Genomic DNA, 15,753 nt, shown 5'->3' with positions numbered 1-15,753 from the left:
AGAGTTGCCTCAGACAAGGAGACAAGCCAAGACATGACCACCGTTTTCAAGAACGCCCTGGGCGGCGCGCGCCGCCGCTTTGCCGTAGCTGCTGCCTGTGCCGCGCTGCTGCCGCTGGGCCTCAGCGCCACGGCGGCGCAGGCGGCCGACGCCCCCTACCCCGCCAAGGCGGTGAAGCTGCTCACCAACTTCCCGGCCGGCGGACCCATCGACATCCTTGCGCGCGCGCTGGCCGACGCGCTGCAGAAGGACCTTAAGCAGCCCTTCATCGTCGACAACCGCCCCGGCGCGGGCGGCAACATCGGCGCCGACCTGGTGGCCAAGAGCCCGGCCGACGGCTACACGGTGCTGCTGGGCATCGACACCACCTTCACCATCAACCCGCACCTCTATGCGTCGATGCCCTTCGCGGCCAAGGACCTGAAGCCGCTGATGATCTTCAGCTCGTCGGGCCTGAGCTTTGGCGTGGCGGGCAACGTGAAGGCGAAGACGCTGCCCGAGTTCATCGCGCAGGCCAAGGCCGAGCCCGCCACCTTCAGCTCGGCCGGCAACGGCAGCCCGGGCCACATCGCCGCCGAGATCTTCGCGAGCGAGACCGGCGCCAAGATCACGCACGTGCCCTACAAGGGCAACGCGCCCGCCGTGCTGGCGCTGATGGGCGACGAAGTGCAGGCCGGAATCCTCGCCACGCCGGGTCTGCTGCCGCAGGTGCAGTCGGGCAAGCTGCGCGCCCTGGCCGTGACCGGCCGCCAGCGCTCGCCCCTGCTGCCGCAGGTGCCCACCGTGGGCGAACTGGGTTTGAAGAACCTGGAGTTCGAGGTGCTCTACCTCGCGATGGTGCCGGCCGCCACGCCCGAGCCGGTGATGCTGACACTGCGCACGTCGCTTCAGAAGGCGATGGCGCTGCCCGAGGTGAAGTCGCGCCTTGCCGCGCTCGACATGGTTGCGCTCGGAGAAACCGGCACCGCCGCCAGCGACCACCTGGCCGCCAGCCTTGCGCGCTACGGCCGCATCGTCAAGGCCACCGGCATGAAGGTCGACTGAACAGGGCAGGAGCGCCACACCTGGGTAAACCAGGGCAATGGTTGATTTGAACAATCGAATGCAGCGTCTTCAGAATCGTCCGCAACCGCGGACCTCGCGGTCACACTCATTGGCCATTGCCTGAACCGAAGAAGACAAGGACCTGCACATCATGCTGCCGACCCACTCCCTCACCCGCCGCGCCACCCACCGCCTCGTCGGCATGCTGGCTGTAGCCGGCTTCACGGCGGCTTTTGCCACCGGTGCCGCCGCCCAGGCCAAGCTGGACACCCCGCTGCACATCGTGGTCGGCTATGCGCCCGGCGGCGCCACCGACCGCGTGGCGCGCGTGGTGGCCGACAAGCTCGGCACCAAGCTGGGCGTGGCGGTCATCGTCGACAACAAGCCCGGCGCGGGCGGCCGCCTCGCGGCGCAGCAGGTGAAAGTCACGCCGGCCAACCAGAACGTGCTGATGCTCGCCAACCCCGCCGTCATGGTGGTGGCGCCGCTGGTCTTCAAGGACAACAACTACGACCCCGACCGCGACTTCGTGCCCGTGTCGCACGTCAACGACTACGACTTCGCGCTCGCCGTGTCGCCCACCCTGCCGGTGCGCGAACTGAGCCACCTGCTCGCATGGATGCGCGCCAACCCCGACCAGGCCAACGTGGGCGTGCCCGCCACCGGCAGCCTGCCGCACTTCTTCGGCCTCATGGTGGGCGAGAAGGCCAAGGTGCAGACCCAGGTGATCGGCTACCGCGGCTCCGCGCCGCTGCTGAACGACCTGATCGGCGGGCAGGTGCCCATTGCCGTCGACACCGAAGACGTGGTGCTGCCGCAGCACACGGCGGGCAAGCTGCGCATCCTGGCGCTGTCGGGCGCCAAGCGCTCGCCGTTCGCGCCGAACATTCCCACCTTCAAGGAAGCCGGCCTCGACCTGGCCGCCACCGGCTGGAACACCTTCTTTGCCCCGACCACCATGCCCAAGGCCAAGGTCGAGCAGCTGGCCACCGCCATCCGCGAAGTCATGCAAGACCCGGACACGCAACGCAAGTTCAAGGACTCCGGCATGACGCCCGTGGTCAGCACCCAGGCGCAGACCGTGGCCATGCTGAAGGCCTACCGCACGCAGTGGGCGCCCGTGGTCCAGAAGTCCGGCTACCAGCCCTGAAGAAAAAGAACTCCAGGAGATATATGACCAGACCCAACATCATCTTCATCGTGGCCGACGACCTCGGCTATGCCGACCTCGGCTGCTACGGCGGGCGCGATGCCGCGTTCGGCCCCGTGTCGCCCGTGCTCGACGGCCTGGCCGCCAACGGCCTGAAGCTCACCCAGGGCTATGCCAACTCGCCCGTGTGCTCGCCCACGCGCTTCGGCATGATCACCGGCCGCTACCAGTACCGCCTGCGCGGCGCGGCCGAAGAGCCCATCAACAGCAGGAGCCGCGGCAGCACCACCCTGGGCCTGCCCACCGACCACCCCACCCTGCCTTCGCTGCTGAAGGCCAGCGGCTACCAGACCGCCCTCATCGGCAAATGGCACCTGGGCTACCCGCCCAGCTTCGGGCCGCTGCGCTCGGGGTACGACGAATTCTTCGGGCCCATGTCGGGCGGCGTCGACTACTTCACGCATTGCGACTCCACCGGCCGCCACGACCTGTGGTTCGGCGAAGAAGACAAGGTCGAAGAGGGCTACCTCACCGACATCCTATCCAGGCGCGCAGTCGACTATGTCGACCGCATGGCAGAACTCCAGAAGAAAGAGGACGACGCGCCCTTCTTCCTGAGCCTGCACTACACCGCACCTCACTGGCCGTGGGAGACACGCGACGACGCGGCCAAGGCGCCGAACATCAAGGACAACCTGTTCGACCTGGCCGGCGGCAACATTCATGTGTACCGCCGCATGATCCATCACATGGACGAAGGCATCGGCTGGATCATGGCTGCGCTGGAAAAGCACGGCATGGCCGACAACACCCTGGTGGTGTTCACCAGCGACAACGGCGGCGAACGCTTCTCCGACAACTGGCCGCTGGTCGGCGGCAAGATGGACCTGACCGAAGGCGGCATCCGCGTGCCATGGATCGCCCACTGGCCCGCCGTGATCGCCAAGGGCGGCGAGAGCCCGCAGCTGTGCATGACCATGGACTGGTCGGCCACCATGCTCGACGCAGCCGGCGTGGCCGCGCACCCGGACTATCCGCTGGATGGCGTTTCGCTGATGCCCGTGCTCAAGGACGCGTCGAAGAGCTTCCGCCGCCCGCTGCACTGGCGCATGAACCATCGCGGACAGGAAGCGCTGCGCGACGGCGACTGGAAGTACCTGAAGGTGGACGGGAACGAGTACCTGTTCAACATCCCCGGGGATGAACGCGAGCGGGCGAATCTGGCGAAGAAGGAGCCTGAACGACTCGCCGCTATGCGGGCGGATTGGGCGGCTTGGAATGCGACTATGCCGGCTATTCCGGAGGATGCGACCGTGAGTTTGGGGTACTCGGTTAAGGATATGCCGCAGAGGTGAGGCAGTTTGTGGTCAGCCCAGTCCCTGTCGGACGACCTCATCGTTCTCGAAGCGATCGCGCAAGCAAACCGCCCTGCTGTGCCCCAGTGCCCAGGCGATAGTGTGTGCTGCCTGCGCCGATCGGCAACAGCCATAACGCTCAAGGCCGACCTAAAGTCGAGTCAGTGCGGCCAAGTAGCTGACCTCAGCTCTATGCCGCCGTTGAGGCTCAGCGGTCCCAACTAGATTTGGGCCATCAAACTGCACCTACCTCAGCTGAACAGCTTCGGCGAGTTTGCTGACGTAGATGACGAACCGACCATCGCCGAAAGTATTGCCTCACTGGAGGTGCACAATTGGCCATGGTCATACTTTCAGCCCCTAAACTTTGCGCAAAAACTCGCCCGCGTCGCGTGGAGATTCTTGGTGTATTCGGGTCAGGAAAAACCACTTTGGCGAGGCGCTTAGCACTCGCTTCAGGACAACTCCTCCCTGAAGACCACGAGCGCAACCCATTCTGGGGTGACAGCAGTTCGGTTGCAGCGCTCGGGTATCTGGGCTATGACTTGTCTTTTCTGTTGCAGCATGCGCACCTTGTTTCGACAGCCCCCAGTGACACGATTGCTTTCTGCGACTGGTCCTTCGAAACGGACTGGCTTTGGGCCTCTTTGAGGTTGGCTGATGATCTTCCAGCCTACGAAGCGATTCGTGCCGTCGTACAGAGAAGGCTAGGCCCCCCAAGCGGATACTTGTTTCTCAAACAAACGCCGGAAGTCATCGTTGAGCGGATTGAGCGCAGATCACGCCCTACCGAAGACTCGTTTAGGCAATATGTTCGGAGCGCGTGCGCACACCTGGACGAACTCACGGATAGGCTGCCGCATGAAAAACTCCTTGTGGTTGGAGACAATATTGACCCGGCAGCGGTTTATCAATGGTTAGACGGCATATCTGCGGAAGAAGCACAATGACCGATGTCTCACATGCAGCAGCCTTGGAATTGATAAAAACGTACCGTGTTGACGGCTCCTGCCTATACATGGTTGGCACGTTTGATACTGGGGTTACAGTGTTCAGCCAGCAGATCCGCGCTTTAAATCTCGCTTGGTCTGCGATTGAATCAGAACTGTTGCCTGCGGCAATTTCTGCAGACAAAAAATTTGCTAAGAAGCGCAAGAAAATTGCGATCGTCGGGGCTGGTTTTGCTGGCTTGTCCGTTGCCGCAGGTTTGCTTGCAAAAGGTGTTCTAGCCGACCTCACCTTATTTGAACAGCGAGATGCTCTGCTTCCGCTACAACAAGGAAGCGATTCACGGTGGCTTCATCCAAGGATCTACGATTGGCCAAAAACGGGCAGTCAAGCGAGCGTGGCGATGCTTCCGATCTTAAATTGGACGGCGGCCCGAGCGTCTGATGTGGTCGTTCAGGTACTTGCTCAATGGGGAAAGATAGTTCACGCGTCGAGCCAGAATTCGGTAAAGCTCTATTGCAATGCGCGGCATCTGCAAATTCATGAGGTGCCACGTTCCAGTAAGCGTTTACGCATTGAGTGGGTTGGCGAAGAACGAGATCCTGCCGACGGCACCGCACACAGAGGCAGAATCAGTCTGGCGACAGGGATGTCAGATGACTTCGACATGGTAATTCTTGCGGTTGGTTTCGGACTTGAGCGTGATGGGGCTCTTTCTTATTGGCGCAATGAAACCGTGGGTCAACCAAGCCTAGACGAGCCGCGTCGCACTTATCTAGTTTCCGGACAGGGCGATGGTGCGATGATTGATCTTCTTCGGGTCAGAATTTCGCAGTATAGGCAAGACCGTATATTGCAAGAAGTTTTTACAGGTCACGATCAACTGTTACTTGCAATACAGGCACTTCATCAGAAATTTGCCTATAGTCTCCATAAAGCAGGATTGTTTGGTGCTTTTGAGGCTCTCAGCAGTAAAACCAAGACCAAGGCCGAATTTGAGAGCGCATGCGATCGACTCCGACGTAGATTGCGCCGAGATACGGACGCCATTCTCCGACTACAGGTCAAAAAGCTATCGCAGCTCTTTGATCCGAAAACTTCTCGAATCTCATTTCAAAACAAGTTGCTTGTGTATATGCTGTACAAGTGCGGCGGCTTCGTACCTTCCACATACGATGAAAAAAAACTAACACAACAACATGGAATCCCTGAAAATCTCGTAATTCGGCGACATGGCACCTATCGCGACGAACAATTGGAGGACATGCTCTCCGAGAATTTGTACCAAGCGATCCAAGCCCGCAGGGGCGCTGCTCGCCCTGACCCCTTTTCTCAGATTGATAAACCTCGCTGGCCGGGTGGCTATTTCGACATACCCGGTCCAAGCAAAGAGATTGACAAAATTGGCGACGATCAAAGATCTCATTGGCGAAAAGAATATCTACCTGGCCCAACGGAGATGGTCGCCACTGCTTTTTGCTCCGCAATTGCTGGAGCTATTCTTGCACGCCATCCAAAAGGCCGATTGAGGGTGACGCTTCATCGAGCGATGATTTTCGGATCGGAGGAGTTACTCCAACAGGCTTGTGATTATCAGGGCACCGAGGATGCTCGAGCTCAACAATCAGCAGCTGGACGTACCTTTCCAGCTGAAAATGGCACGATTGGGCAAGCCTATTGCTGTCGCCAGATAGTTCGTTCCATTCGAGATATCGATTCAGCCAAGTTGAATGCATCAATGGAGCCGTTAAAGCTTCATCAGGCTTCGAGACTTATGTCAAAAAAGGTTGGATTTGTACTTGCAATCCCATTACTCGAACCAGAATTAAAATCATCTCACACAGCGCCTTCGCCAGTTCTTGGCGTAATTTATATCGACAGCACCGCATCGAGATTTTTCATCGACGACAGAGAACTGAAACAGATCGTGACGATGACCAAGTCATTTCTTGAAGCTCTCCAGCGAGCCGCCGTTGCACCCATTGACGGAATTAGAAATATTCAGCTTGCGGAATTGGCAAACACCATAAAGCCGGCACAAAAACTCTCAATCAAAGTAAAGAATATATTAGAATTGGTTACAAAAATAGACCCACCTCGAGTTGACATTCCGTTGCAGTTGAATTTTGATCATTCTGATTTCATCCCGATTAATAGTGCAAATGCGAAATGAAGGCACACGTCTTAAAAAGCTGGCCAAAATTTTTTGAGCCGATTGCGGCGGGCATTCGTACGCACGAGTTGCGGCGCCAAGACCGCGAATTTCAGATTGGGGATAAACTTGAGTTGCGGGAGTTTGATCCTGCCAAGGGTGAATACACCGGTCGAGCTTGCTCTGTCTTAGTTATGTCAATGACTTCGGCCGAAGAGCCGTGTGCAGTTTCGGAAGAAGCACTTGATCCGCATTTCTGCATCTTGAGTGTCCGTTTGATTGATTGAAATGGTGGACTCGCGCGTAATCCCATATGCAAACTCTGCTGCGGATACGGCGCACATTGGTGTTGCTTCCTTTATGGAAGATGCCGGCTTTGGCTGTCGCAGTACTATTAACTTGGATTGAAGCACTCGACATCAGTTAGAAAGGCCACCAAAGTTTGGAGCCACCGCTCGTCACAAACGAGCGACGGCCCATGCCCTACCCCCTCCCACTCACCTCCAACAACATCTCCGCCTCTCGAGCCAGATCAGAAGCAATCCAAAGCATGTGATCCCGATGCTTCTCCCCCGCCTCCTCGAACCACCCATTGCCGTCGCCATAACAGCACCAAAGCAGCGAGTTCAGCTGCGCCAGTTTGATTTCAAGCAGGTCTCTTGCCTCGTCGGCCGTCGGGGTGGTTGCCGCCGTGGGCTTCGTGGTGCCGCGTGTGCCGCGGGAAGATTTGGGCGCAGAACGCCCGGCCATAATTCGCTCAGCCATTTGGTGTGCTCTCCTTCCAAGGTAATGCACGTCATGTGGTCAGACGGTCAGGGTGTTTGCGCGCCCTGGCCGTCGCCTTTTGTGCCTCACGTTCGCACCGATGCACCAAGGGAGCACCGGCAACCCGCCGTGAGGTGGGCGGTTCATCAGTTCACTTGATCAGAAGTTCGGGGAGTTCCTTTTCATGGTGTTCGTCGCCCACAAGGAGGGGCGTCTTGCGGCAGGGGCATTCACTGTAGAGAAGCGAAGCCGCGCAAGAGAAAAGATTTCGTCGAGGAATTCTCGAATCAACGAGATATCTGCCGGGGCGCTGCGGCAAGACACAAAGCCATGACAGTTGGGCACTGTCACTGACGAAAAAACGGCGCTTCAAGAGCGCCGCTTCAGTCAGATAAAAGAAAAGGGGCAACGCGGCAGCATCAATCAAGGCCGCGCGCCATCAGCAATCAAGCCGGATCAAACCCCGGCGCCGAATTGATCTCCGTCGGCTTGTAGATCTTGTGCTGCGCCACGCCGCTGCCGGCGTCGGTCACCACCAGCAGGCGCCACAGCGGCTCGCGCACGGAGCAGTCGCTTTCTTCCTTGCTGAGCTTGAAGCTGGGCACGCCGGGCGCGGTGCCCTTGACGACCACGCGCAGCAGGGTCTGGCCCTTGGCGTTGGACACTTCGAGGTCGAAGCCCTTGCCGGTCATGTTCTCGGCCTTGTAGCCGTAGCCGGTGAAGTGCTTGACGACGTATTCGAGGGCCGCGGCCTGCACCTGTTCGGGCGACGCCTTGTTGTCGCCGCCGCCTGCCGCGCCCGCATTGGCCGTGGTCGAGATGGGCTGCGGCACGTTGCCGCGCGCCCTGGCGGCCTGCACTTCGGCGTCGGTGGGCGTCCAGCCGCTCGGGCCGCGCACGAGCACGGCCAGCTTGTGCTCGGGCTCCCAGCTGGCGACGTGCCATTCGTCGTCGTCGCGCACGCGGGTAGAGACCTTGGCGTCCTTGTTGCTCTCGACTTCGAGGATGGCGATGCGGTTGGTCTGCACCACGGCGCGGAAGCCGCTGCCGCTGTCATAGCTGCGCTTGAGCAGCGCGAGCCGGTCTTTGGCGCGCTGTATCTGTTGTGCGTTGCGTTCGCCGCCGCCAGCGCGGTGGTGCACGTCGAGCGACTCGAGGTAGAACCAGCGCCCGTTGGCCGCCACGTTCACCCATTCGGCCCAGATGGTGGCGATGATGTTGTCGCCGGTGGCCAGCCAGGCATGCTCGAAGGGCTTGTCGCGAGCGTCGAACACACCCATTTTTGCAACGATCTCGACCGGTGTGAGCCGTGGGCCCGAGAGCCGCATCTCGTCGATCACAGTGAGTACGCGGGGGTCGACTTCCTTGTCCATTCAGTGGAATTCTGGTGAGTTTGAGGGGGTGGGGAGTATGCCGCATCGACCGGCTGGGCAGCCGGTGGATGCGGGCATGGGCGCATCAGGCGCTGCTTCAGCCGGCGAACGGCACGCTGCGGTAGGGGCTGCGCGCATCGCCGAGCAGCATTCGGTTGGTGCGAAGCAGATGCTCTTCGCGCGCATCGGAGTACTTCCAGATGAGCCCGCCCGCTATGTATGCGGCGCTCACCTGCGACCAGCTGGAGTAGGCCTCGCGCACCTTGGTGGCCAGGCCGCCGGCAAAGCCCGCGAACTCGGCGCGCTCGATGTAGCCGAGCTGCACCGCCCAGCGCGAGAGGCTGGCAAGGCGCACGGCGTCCCACGCGACCAGGTCGGGCACGTCGGCCGCGGAGACCTGGAAGTGCTTGCGCAGGGCCTCGACCCAGCTCGGGCTGCCCGTCATCAACGCCGACAGCTCCTGCGTCGACTTGCCGCTCTGCGCGGCGAGCTGGCGATAGTCGAGGCTCTTGCGCGCCTTGATCTGGAAGAACGCCGGGAAGAAGGCCTCCATGGCCATCCGCAGCAGCATGGGCGTTTCCCGCGTGGCGGTGTCGATGGCGGCCACGGCATTCCACAGCGGGCGGTAGGCCGAGCGCTGGCCCTCGTCGACCAGCCAGCGGGCCGTCTGCTCGAAGCTGGCGCGGTCGTGCACGCTCCAGACGTCGGCGATGCCCTCGCGCAGCACGTCGTTGTCCTTGCCGGTGGCCACCGCGTTCACGAAGTCGCCATTGAAAGCAGACAGCGGCGCACTGAGCGTGACCAGCCATTGCTCTTGCCCCGTGAGCACCTCGGCGGTGTCGAAGTGAAGCTTGTCGTTGTCCATCAGCGCGTGGCCGAGGGTATCCATCATCCCCATTGAAACTCCCTGTGATTGAAGCCAAACGGACCGGGTTGGCGTGGCGGGCACGCCGCAGCCCGCGGAACGGCACATGTTAACCAGCACGGGCGGCAGGATACCGAGGGCCACGGGTAAAATGAGAGCAATTCTCATTTGACGCACTTTCGTTCCATGCCTTCCCCCGCTGCGACAGCCCCGATCGATGCGCTTTACCGGGAGCACCGCGACTGGCTTCAAGGCTGGCTGCGGCGCCGGCTGGGCGACGGCCACACGGCCGCCGACCTGACGCAAGACACTTTCGTTCGCGTCATCAGCGGCGGCCAGGCGCAGGCGATCCAGGAGCCGCGCGCCTACCTGACGACGCTGGCGCAGCGGGTGCTCTACAACTTCTGGCGCCGCCGCGAGCTGGAGCGCGCATGGCTCGACGCACTTGCTGCGCAACCGCAGGAACTGGCGCCCTCCCCGGAAACCTACGCGCTGGTGCGCGAAGCGGTCGAAACCATCGACCGCTGGCTCGACGGCCTGCCGCCCAAGGTACGCGAGGCTTTCCTGCTTCGCCGGCTGGAGGGCCTGGCGCATGCCGACATCGCGGCGCGCATGGGCATCTCGATCACCTCGGTCGAGCGCTATGTGAAACAGGCCATCGTGCATCTCTACACCTGCCCGGTGCAGGCGGAGGCCTGAGATGCCTGCGCACGCCCATGCACTGCCGCTCGATGCGGTCACCGAGCAGGCCATCGACTGGCTGGTGCGGCTCGACTCGGGCCACAGCAACGATGGCGACCAACAGGCCTTCGCGCAGTGGCTTGCCATGGCCCCAGCCCATTCCGCCGCATGGATGGACCTGCAGCAACGCTTGAACCAGCGGATCTCGCCCGCGTTGAGCCAGTTGCAGGCCGACGGCCATGCATCCCCCAGCGTCCGCGCCCTGAGCACGGCTGCGGCCCATCGCCCAGGCCGTCGCGCACTGCTGGGCAGCGCCGCGGTGGCTTTGCTCACGGCCGCTGGCGGCGGAATCTGGTTCAACCGGCGCATGCCGCTCATGGCCTGGTCCACCGATCTGCACACGGGCACGGCCGAGCGCCGGCGCTTCGCGCTGGAAGACGGCAGCGACCTGTTGCTCAACGCGCGCTCGTCGGCCGATCTCTATTTCAGCTCGACGCAGCGCCTCGTGCGCTTGCGCGCGGGCGCGTTGATCGCCCAGGTCGCGGCCGACGCGCTGCGGCCCTTCGTCGTGCAGACCGCGCAGGGCACGGTGCGCGCGCTGGGTACGCGCTTCATGGTGCAGCAGGAACAGGGGCGCACGCTGGTGTCGGTGCTGGAACACAGCGTGCGGCTGGCCCCGGGCGACGAAGGCGCCGGCATCGCGTTGGAGCAGGGCAGCAGCGCGTGGATGCAGTCGGACCGCGTCGAAGCGATCTTCGCCACGCGTGTCGACCCCAGCGCCTGGTCGGCGGGCGTGCTGGAAGTGCATGACCAGCCGCTGGCCGACGTGCTGGACGCGCTGCGCCCCTACACGCCTGCCGTGTTGCGCGTGAGCGCCGCGGCCGCGCGCGTGCGTGTCTTCGGCGTCTACCCGCTGGACCGGCCGATGCAGGTCTTGCAGGACTTGGTGGACACGCTGCCGCTGCGCGTGCGCCGCTGGAGCGATCTGGTTGTGTACGTGGACGTGCGCGACGCATGAGCTGACGGGTTTTCGCACCCTCGCGGGACATACAGGGTTGAACACTCCGATCAACCCAGACAGAACCGACGAGGAATGTCCGACGTGACGCTCTCCCCTATTTCATCGGCCCGCCCGAAGGCCGGCCCACCCCTGCCGACGCGCAAGGCCACACTGGCGCTGGCCGCACTGTTCGCATGCGGCAGCGCATCGTTCGCGCAAGCGCCAACCGCATCCCCGGGCGCTCCCGCTGCAACCGACGGCGCCCTGGCATGGAAGCTGCCCGCCGATGAGCTGGGCATCGTGCTGGCACGCATCGCCCGCCAGAGCGGCCGCACCATCAGTGCGGCACCCGCGCTCGTGGCCGGACGCCGGGCGCCTGCGGTGCAAGGGCGCCTGACCGTGGCGCAAGCGGCGCAGCAGGCGCTGGCCGGCAGCGGACTCGCGTTGGCGCAGACACCGAGCGGCACGCTGACGGTGGTCGCGTCCGAAAGCAGCGCGGCGCTGCCGTTCACGCCTGAAGCGGGCTCCACGCTGGCCGAGGTGCGCGTGACGGCGCAGGCCGACCGCACTGGCACCACCGAAGGCACTGGTGCCTACACCGCCAGGGGGCCGAGCAGTTCGGCCACCGGCCTCGGACTGAGCCTGAAGGACACGCCACAGTCGATCAGCGTGATCACGCAGCAGCGCCTGGAAGACCAGAACCTCACCAGCATCGGCCAGGTGCTGGCGCGCACGCCGGGCCTCTCGACCTCGACGCTGGGCACGGAGCGCAACAGCGCCAGCGCGCGGGGCTACCCGATCACCAACTACCAGCTCGACGGGATCAGCACGCACAGCGAATTCCTGGGCCTGGATGCGCTGCCCACGCAGAGCATCGCGGACATGGCGCTGTACGACCGCATCGAGGTGATGCGCGGCGCCTCGGGCCTGACCACGGGCGCGGGTGATCCGTCCGGCATCATCAACATGGTGCGCAAGAAGCCCACGGCCGCGTTCCAGGGCGTGGCGGAGGCCAGCGTCGGCTCGTGGGGCGACCGGCGCGGCATGCTGGACATCTCGACCCCGCTGAACGAATCGGGCAGCGTGCGCGGCCGGATGGTGGCGGTGCACCAGGAAGGCAACAGCTACATCGACTACTACCGCAAGAAGAAAGACGTGTTCTACGGCGTGGTGGAAGCCGACCTGACCTCCACGCTGAAGCTCACCGCGGGCATCGACTATCAGGAAAACCGGTCTCGCGGATCGCTGTCTTACCTGGGCTATCCGCTGTTCAACAGCAGCGGCGAGCAGGTCGACTTTCCGGTGTCCTTCAACGGCGCGAGCCGCGACAACCGCTTCAACACCAATTCGACCAGCGGCTTCGTGATGCTGGAGCAGTCGCTCGCCAACGACTGGAAGCTCAAGCTCTCGGCCAACTACCTGCGCTCGAAGCAGCGCGAAGACTCGGTCTACCTGGCGGTCAACAGCAGCCTTTTCGACAAGTTCACCGGCGACGGACTGAACCTGAACGCCGAGCGCCGCGACTACAACCTGCGCAACAAGACGGTGGACCTGAAGCTGACGGGCCCGTTCACCCTGTTCGGCCGCCAGCACGAAGCCGTGATCGGCGCCGACTACACCGACTTCCGCAGCCTCACCAACGGCAGCTTCGACATCTCGGGGCTGCGCAATGCGCCAGTCAACATCTACAGCTGGAACAACACGGGCACGCCGGTGTTCGGGGACCGTTACGTCACCTTCGACAGCACGCGGCGGCAAAAGAGCATCTACGGCGCGGGCCGCCTCCAGCTGAGCGACCAGTTCAAGCTGGTGGTGGGCGGCAAGCTGCTTGACTACGACAGCGACTACATCACCGACACCACCGACGGCTACCACACGAACTCGCCTTCGTCCGAGCGGCGCGTGTTCACGCCCTATGCCGGTCTGCTGTACGACCTGAACGAGAACCACACGCTCTACACAAGCTTTGCCACGATCTACAACCCGCAAAGCTCGGTCGACCGCAACGGCGCGCTGCTCGATCCGCAAAAGGGCGACACGTACGAGGCCGGCATCAAGAGCAGCTTCCTCGACGGCCGGGTGACGAGCAGCGCCGCCGTCTACCAGATCAAGCAGGACAACGTCGCGGAGGCGGACTCGGGTTACTTCGTTCCGGGCACCACGACCACGGCCTCGCGCGCCATCAAGGGCGCGACGACGCGGGGCATCGACCTGGAGCTCAACGGCACGCTGGCGCGCGGCTGGAACGTGGCTGCGTCCTACAACTTCAGCACCTCGAAGGACCCCAACGGCCAGCGCATCAACACCACCTTTCCGCGCCAGATGGCTCGCCTGTGGACCACCTATCGCATGTCCGGCGACTGGCGGCGGCTCACGCTGGGCGGCGGCGTGGACTGGAGCAGCGGCTTCTACTACACGGGAGAGGCCTGGCAGATCGAACGCACGGTCACCGCACGCCAGGGCGCCTATGCCGTGGCCAGCCTGATGGCTCGGTACGAAGTCAACGATCAGCTCTCCCTCACGCTCAACGTCCAGAACTTGTTCGACCGCAAGTACATCTCGTCGGTTTCGGGCTGGTGGTACTCGGGCACGTACGGCGCGCCGCGCAACGTGCAGCTGACGGCGCGCTACAAGTTCTGAGCGTGCCTCTCGCGCAGTGCGAGGCCTGAGCTGCGCGCCTGCGCGACCACGTCTTCCAGCCGGCGGATGCCCAGGGAAACGTTGCGGTCGCGCAGGCTTTGGTCGAACGCGAGGTTGCCCGGCGCCGGGGCCTCATCCTCGAAATACGGGCCGTAGGTAATCGGCAGCCCCTCGCGCGCTGCCGGGCATCCCGTCATGTATCGATTTGACTTGTTTTTAGATATATCTAAAATAATTTCAGATATACATCGAGAAGGATGCCCAGCATGAGACATTTCCACTTCGGCCACCACCACTGCCACACCGCGCGCGGCGAGCATGAAGACGGCCTTTCCGGCGGTCGCGGACACCGTGGCGGGCGCGGCGGCGGCGGCGGCGCCGGCGGCCGCGTGTTCGGCCACGGCGGGCTGCGCTTCGTGCTGCTGCAGCTCATCGCCGACAAGCCCGCCCACGGCTACGAACTGATCAAGGCGATCGAAGACCGCCTCGGCGGCAGCTATGCGCCCAGCCCCGGCGTGGTCTACCCCACCCTCACGCTGCTCGAGGAGCTGGGCTACCTGAGCGTGGAAACCGCCGACAACGGCGGGCGCAAGCGCTACAGCATCACCGCCGGCGGGCAGGAATTTCTCGCGGCCAACCGCGAGACGGCCGACGCCATGATGGCCCGCATGAGCGGCGGCGTAGACGGCGCCGGCCCGCGCGGCGGGCGCCCGCCGCAAGTCACGCGCGCCATAGAAAACCTCAAGCTCGCCATGCGCATGCGCCTGTCGGGCACGCCGCTGACCGAGCAGCAGGCGCACGACTTTGCCGCCGTGCTCGACAGCGCCGCACAGCAGATCGACAAGATCTGAGCCACCACCACCGAATCTCAACCCGCCCTGTTCCCACAGGATTCATGCAATGACTGACTTCAGTACTTCGCCAACCGCCTCCGCACCCGACCGCACGCCGCGCCGGGTGCGGCATGAACTGCGCTTCCGCCAGCTCACGGTCAAGACCGTGGAGCGCGTGACGCCGCACCTGATCCGCGTGACGCTCACCGGCGACGACCTTGCGGGCTTCCACAGCCCCGGCTTCGACGACCACGCCAAGATCTTTTTTCCCGATGCCGCCACCGGCAAGCTCACGCTGCCGACCGCCGGCCCCGAAGGCCCGGTGTGGCCCGCGAGCGGCCGCCCCACCATGCGCGACTACACGCCGCGCCGCCACGACGCCCAGGCCGGCACGCTGGAAATCGACTTCGCGCTGCACGACGCCGGCCCCGCCACGCAATGGGCGGAGCAGGCCAAGCCCGGCGACATCCTCGGCGTGGGCGGCCCTCGCGGCTCGTTCATCGTGCCCACCGAATTCGACTGGCACCTGCTGATCGGCGACGACACCGCCCTGCCCGCCATCTCGCGCCGCCTGGCCGAGCTGCCGGCCGGCACGCGCGTGGTGGTGCTGGCGGAGGTCGACAGCGAAGCCGACGAGCTGCCCTTCGAGACCCGCGCCGAACTCACGCTGCACTGGGTGCACAGGCGCGGCGCCGAGCCGGGCACCAGCCCCGTGCTGCTCGACGCGCTGAAGGCCGCGAAGCTGCCTGCCGGCGACTTCCATGCGTGGGTAGGCTGCGAATCGGCCATCGCCAAGGCGCTGCGCGCGCATCTGGTGGGCGAGCGCGGCGCGAATCCGAAATGGACGCGGGCCTCGGGCTACTGGCGCAAGGGCGCGGTGGCGACGCACGACACCCACGACGAGTGAGTTGCCTTGCTCCTTCCCCCTCTGGGGGAAGGCCGGGATG

The 15,753-nt window shown here is 63.4% G+C and carries 16 protein-coding genes; 11 read left to right on the top strand and 5 right to left on the bottom strand.

Going from position 1 to position 15,753, the window contains the following annotated elements:
• Positions 1–33 precede the first annotated feature (33 nt).
• The 6 genes from AC1RVW_RS04115 to AC1RVW_RS04090 all read left to right on the top strand — a co-directional run bounded on the left by AC1RVW_RS04115 (position 34) and on the right by AC1RVW_RS04090 (position 6,936).
• Entirely contained in the window at positions 34–1,044 is a 1,011-nt protein-coding gene (locus AC1RVW_RS04115) for a Bug family tripartite tricarboxylate transporter substrate binding protein (RefSeq protein ID WP_493198184.1), read from the top strand.
• A 151-nt stretch (positions 1,045–1,195) separates the two neighbouring features.
• Positions 1,196–2,194 (top strand): Bug family tripartite tricarboxylate transporter substrate binding protein, encoded by a 999-nt coding sequence (locus AC1RVW_RS04110; RefSeq protein ID WP_285412446.1) that lies wholly within the window; start codon positions 1,196–1,198, stop codon positions 2,192–2,194.
• 23 nt (positions 2,195–2,217) lie between these two features.
• Positions 2,218–3,549 (top strand): sulfatase family protein, encoded by a 1,332-nt coding sequence (locus tag AC1RVW_RS04105; protein WP_493198182.1) that lies wholly within the window; start codon positions 2,218–2,220, stop codon positions 3,547–3,549.
• A gap of 335 nt (positions 3,550–3,884) precedes the next feature.
• A complete protein-coding gene (locus AC1RVW_RS04100) occupies positions 3,885–4,499 on the top strand; it encodes a hypothetical protein (RefSeq protein ID WP_493198180.1) in 615 nt (204 codons plus the stop codon).
• Positions 4,496–6,670, top strand: a complete 2,175-nt coding sequence (locus tag AC1RVW_RS04095) for a Rossmann-fold NAD(P)-binding domain-containing protein (RefSeq protein ID WP_493198178.1) — start codon at positions 4,496–4,498, stop codon at positions 6,668–6,670. Before AC1RVW_RS04100 ends, AC1RVW_RS04095 begins: the two co-directional genes overlap by 4 nt.
• Positions 6,667–6,936 (top strand): DUF3850 domain-containing protein, encoded by a 270-nt coding sequence (locus tag AC1RVW_RS04090; protein WP_493198176.1) that lies wholly within the window; start codon positions 6,667–6,669, stop codon positions 6,934–6,936. Before AC1RVW_RS04095 ends, AC1RVW_RS04090 begins: the two co-directional genes overlap by 4 nt.
• Before the next feature lie 196 nt (positions 6,937–7,132).
• On the opposite strand, the gene AC1RVW_RS04085 is transcribed toward AC1RVW_RS04090, so the two are convergent.
• The 4 genes from AC1RVW_RS04085 to AC1RVW_RS04070 form a co-directional block, all read right to left on the bottom strand.
• A complete protein-coding gene (locus AC1RVW_RS04085; protein ID WP_493198174.1) occupies positions 7,133–7,414 on the bottom strand; it encodes a hypothetical protein in 282 nt (93 codons plus the stop codon).
• A gap of 151 nt (positions 7,415–7,565) precedes the next feature.
• Complete coding sequence (locus tag AC1RVW_RS04080) at positions 7,566–7,841, bottom strand: hypothetical protein (RefSeq protein WP_493198172.1); 276 nt, start codon at positions 7,839–7,841, stop codon at positions 7,566–7,568.
• A gap of 19 nt (positions 7,842–7,860) precedes the next feature.
• On the bottom strand, positions 7,861–8,787 hold the full coding sequence (locus AC1RVW_RS04075; protein ID WP_493198171.1) for a protein NO VEIN domain-containing protein: 927 nt from the start codon (positions 8,785–8,787) through the stop codon (positions 7,861–7,863).
• Positions 8,788–8,884: 97 nt separating this feature from the next.
• On the bottom strand, positions 8,885–9,679 hold the full coding sequence (locus AC1RVW_RS04070; RefSeq protein ID WP_172839788.1) for a DUF1266 domain-containing protein: 795 nt from the start codon (positions 9,677–9,679) through the stop codon (positions 8,885–8,887).
• Positions 9,680–9,838: 159 nt separating this feature from the next.
• On the opposite strand from AC1RVW_RS04070, the gene AC1RVW_RS04065 reads away from it, so the two are divergent.
• The 3 genes from AC1RVW_RS04065 (at position 9,839) to AC1RVW_RS04055 (ending at position 13,973) form a co-directional block, all read left to right on the top strand.
• The gene (locus AC1RVW_RS04065; RefSeq protein ID WP_081266517.1) at positions 9,839–10,351 is read left to right on the top strand and encodes a sigma-70 family RNA polymerase sigma factor; all 513 of its coding nucleotides are present in this window, start codon (positions 9,839–9,841) and stop codon (positions 10,349–10,351) included.
• A gap of 1 nt (position 10,352) precedes the next feature.
• Positions 10,353–11,351 carry a FecR family protein gene (locus AC1RVW_RS04060; RefSeq protein WP_493198168.1) on the top strand — a complete coding sequence of 333 codons (999 nt, stop codon included), beginning with the start codon at positions 10,353–10,355 and terminating at the stop codon, positions 11,349–11,351.
• An 84-nt stretch (positions 11,352–11,435) separates the two neighbouring features.
• Positions 11,436–13,973: a TonB-dependent siderophore receptor gene (locus AC1RVW_RS04055; protein WP_493198166.1), complete on the top strand. Its 2,538-nt coding sequence runs from the start codon at positions 11,436–11,438 to the stop codon at positions 13,971–13,973.
• Here AC1RVW_RS04055 and AC1RVW_RS04050 read toward each other — a convergent pair.
• On the bottom strand, positions 13,961–14,170 hold the full coding sequence (locus tag AC1RVW_RS04050; protein ID WP_493198165.1) for a DUF938 domain-containing protein: 210 nt from the start codon (positions 14,168–14,170) through the stop codon (positions 13,961–13,963). The genes AC1RVW_RS04055 and AC1RVW_RS04050 overlap by 13 nt on opposite strands.
• Before the next feature lie 69 nt (positions 14,171–14,239).
• Here AC1RVW_RS04050 and AC1RVW_RS04045 point away from each other — a divergent pair, with 69 nt between their 5' ends.
• Together AC1RVW_RS04045 and AC1RVW_RS04040 are read left to right on the top strand one after the other, a co-directional pair.
• A complete protein-coding gene (locus AC1RVW_RS04045) occupies positions 14,240–14,824 on the top strand; it encodes a PadR family transcriptional regulator (protein WP_493198163.1) in 585 nt (194 codons plus the stop codon).
• A 49-nt stretch (positions 14,825–14,873) separates the two neighbouring features.
• Positions 14,874–15,713 (top strand): siderophore-interacting protein, encoded by an 840-nt coding sequence (locus tag AC1RVW_RS04040; RefSeq protein WP_493198161.1) that lies wholly within the window; start codon positions 14,874–14,876, stop codon positions 15,711–15,713.
• The last annotated feature ends 40 nt before the right edge of the window (positions 15,714–15,753 follow it).

Source organism: Variovorax sp. MPBD4-3 (assembly GCF_058809745.1).
Note: the sequence above shows the minus strand (reverse complement) of the source record. Positions and strands in the feature narration are given on the sequence as shown.

Coding starts and splice junctions, on each gene's coding strand:
- AC1RVW_RS04115 (WP_493198184.1), top strand. CDS start 34: ATGACCACCGTTTTCAAGAACGCCCTGGGCGGCGCGCGCCGCCGCTTT.
- AC1RVW_RS04110 (WP_285412446.1), top strand. CDS start 1,196: ATGCTGCCGACCCACTCCCTCACCCGCCGCGCCACCCACCGCCTCGTC.
- AC1RVW_RS04105 (WP_493198182.1), top strand. CDS start 2,218: ATGACCAGACCCAACATCATCTTCATCGTGGCCGACGACCTCGGCTAT.
- AC1RVW_RS04095 (WP_493198178.1), top strand. CDS start 4,496: ATGACCGATGTCTCACATGCAGCAGCCTTGGAATTGATAAAAACGTAC.
- AC1RVW_RS04090 (WP_493198176.1), top strand. CDS start 6,667: ATGAAGGCACACGTCTTAAAAAGCTGGCCAAAATTTTTTGAGCCGATT.
- AC1RVW_RS04085 (WP_493198174.1), bottom strand. CDS start 7,414: ATGGCTGAGCGAATTATGGCCGGGCGTTCTGCGCCCAAATCTTCCCGC.
- AC1RVW_RS04075 (WP_493198171.1), bottom strand. CDS start 8,787: ATGGACAAGGAAGTCGACCCCCGCGTACTCACTGTGATCGACGAGATG.
- AC1RVW_RS04070 (WP_172839788.1), bottom strand. CDS start 9,679: ATGATGGATACCCTCGGCCACGCGCTGATGGACAACGACAAGCTTCAC.
- AC1RVW_RS04065 (WP_081266517.1), top strand. CDS start 9,839: ATGCCTTCCCCCGCTGCGACAGCCCCGATCGATGCGCTTTACCGGGAG.
- AC1RVW_RS04060 (WP_493198168.1), top strand. CDS start 10,353: ATGCCTGCGCACGCCCATGCACTGCCGCTCGATGCGGTCACCGAGCAG.
- AC1RVW_RS04050 (WP_493198165.1), bottom strand. CDS start 14,170: ATGACGGGATGCCCGGCAGCGCGCGAGGGGCTGCCGATTACCTACGGC.
- AC1RVW_RS04045 (WP_493198163.1), top strand. CDS start 14,240: ATGAGACATTTCCACTTCGGCCACCACCACTGCCACACCGCGCGCGGC.
- AC1RVW_RS04040 (WP_493198161.1), top strand. CDS start 14,874: ATGACTGACTTCAGTACTTCGCCAACCGCCTCCGCACCCGACCGCACG.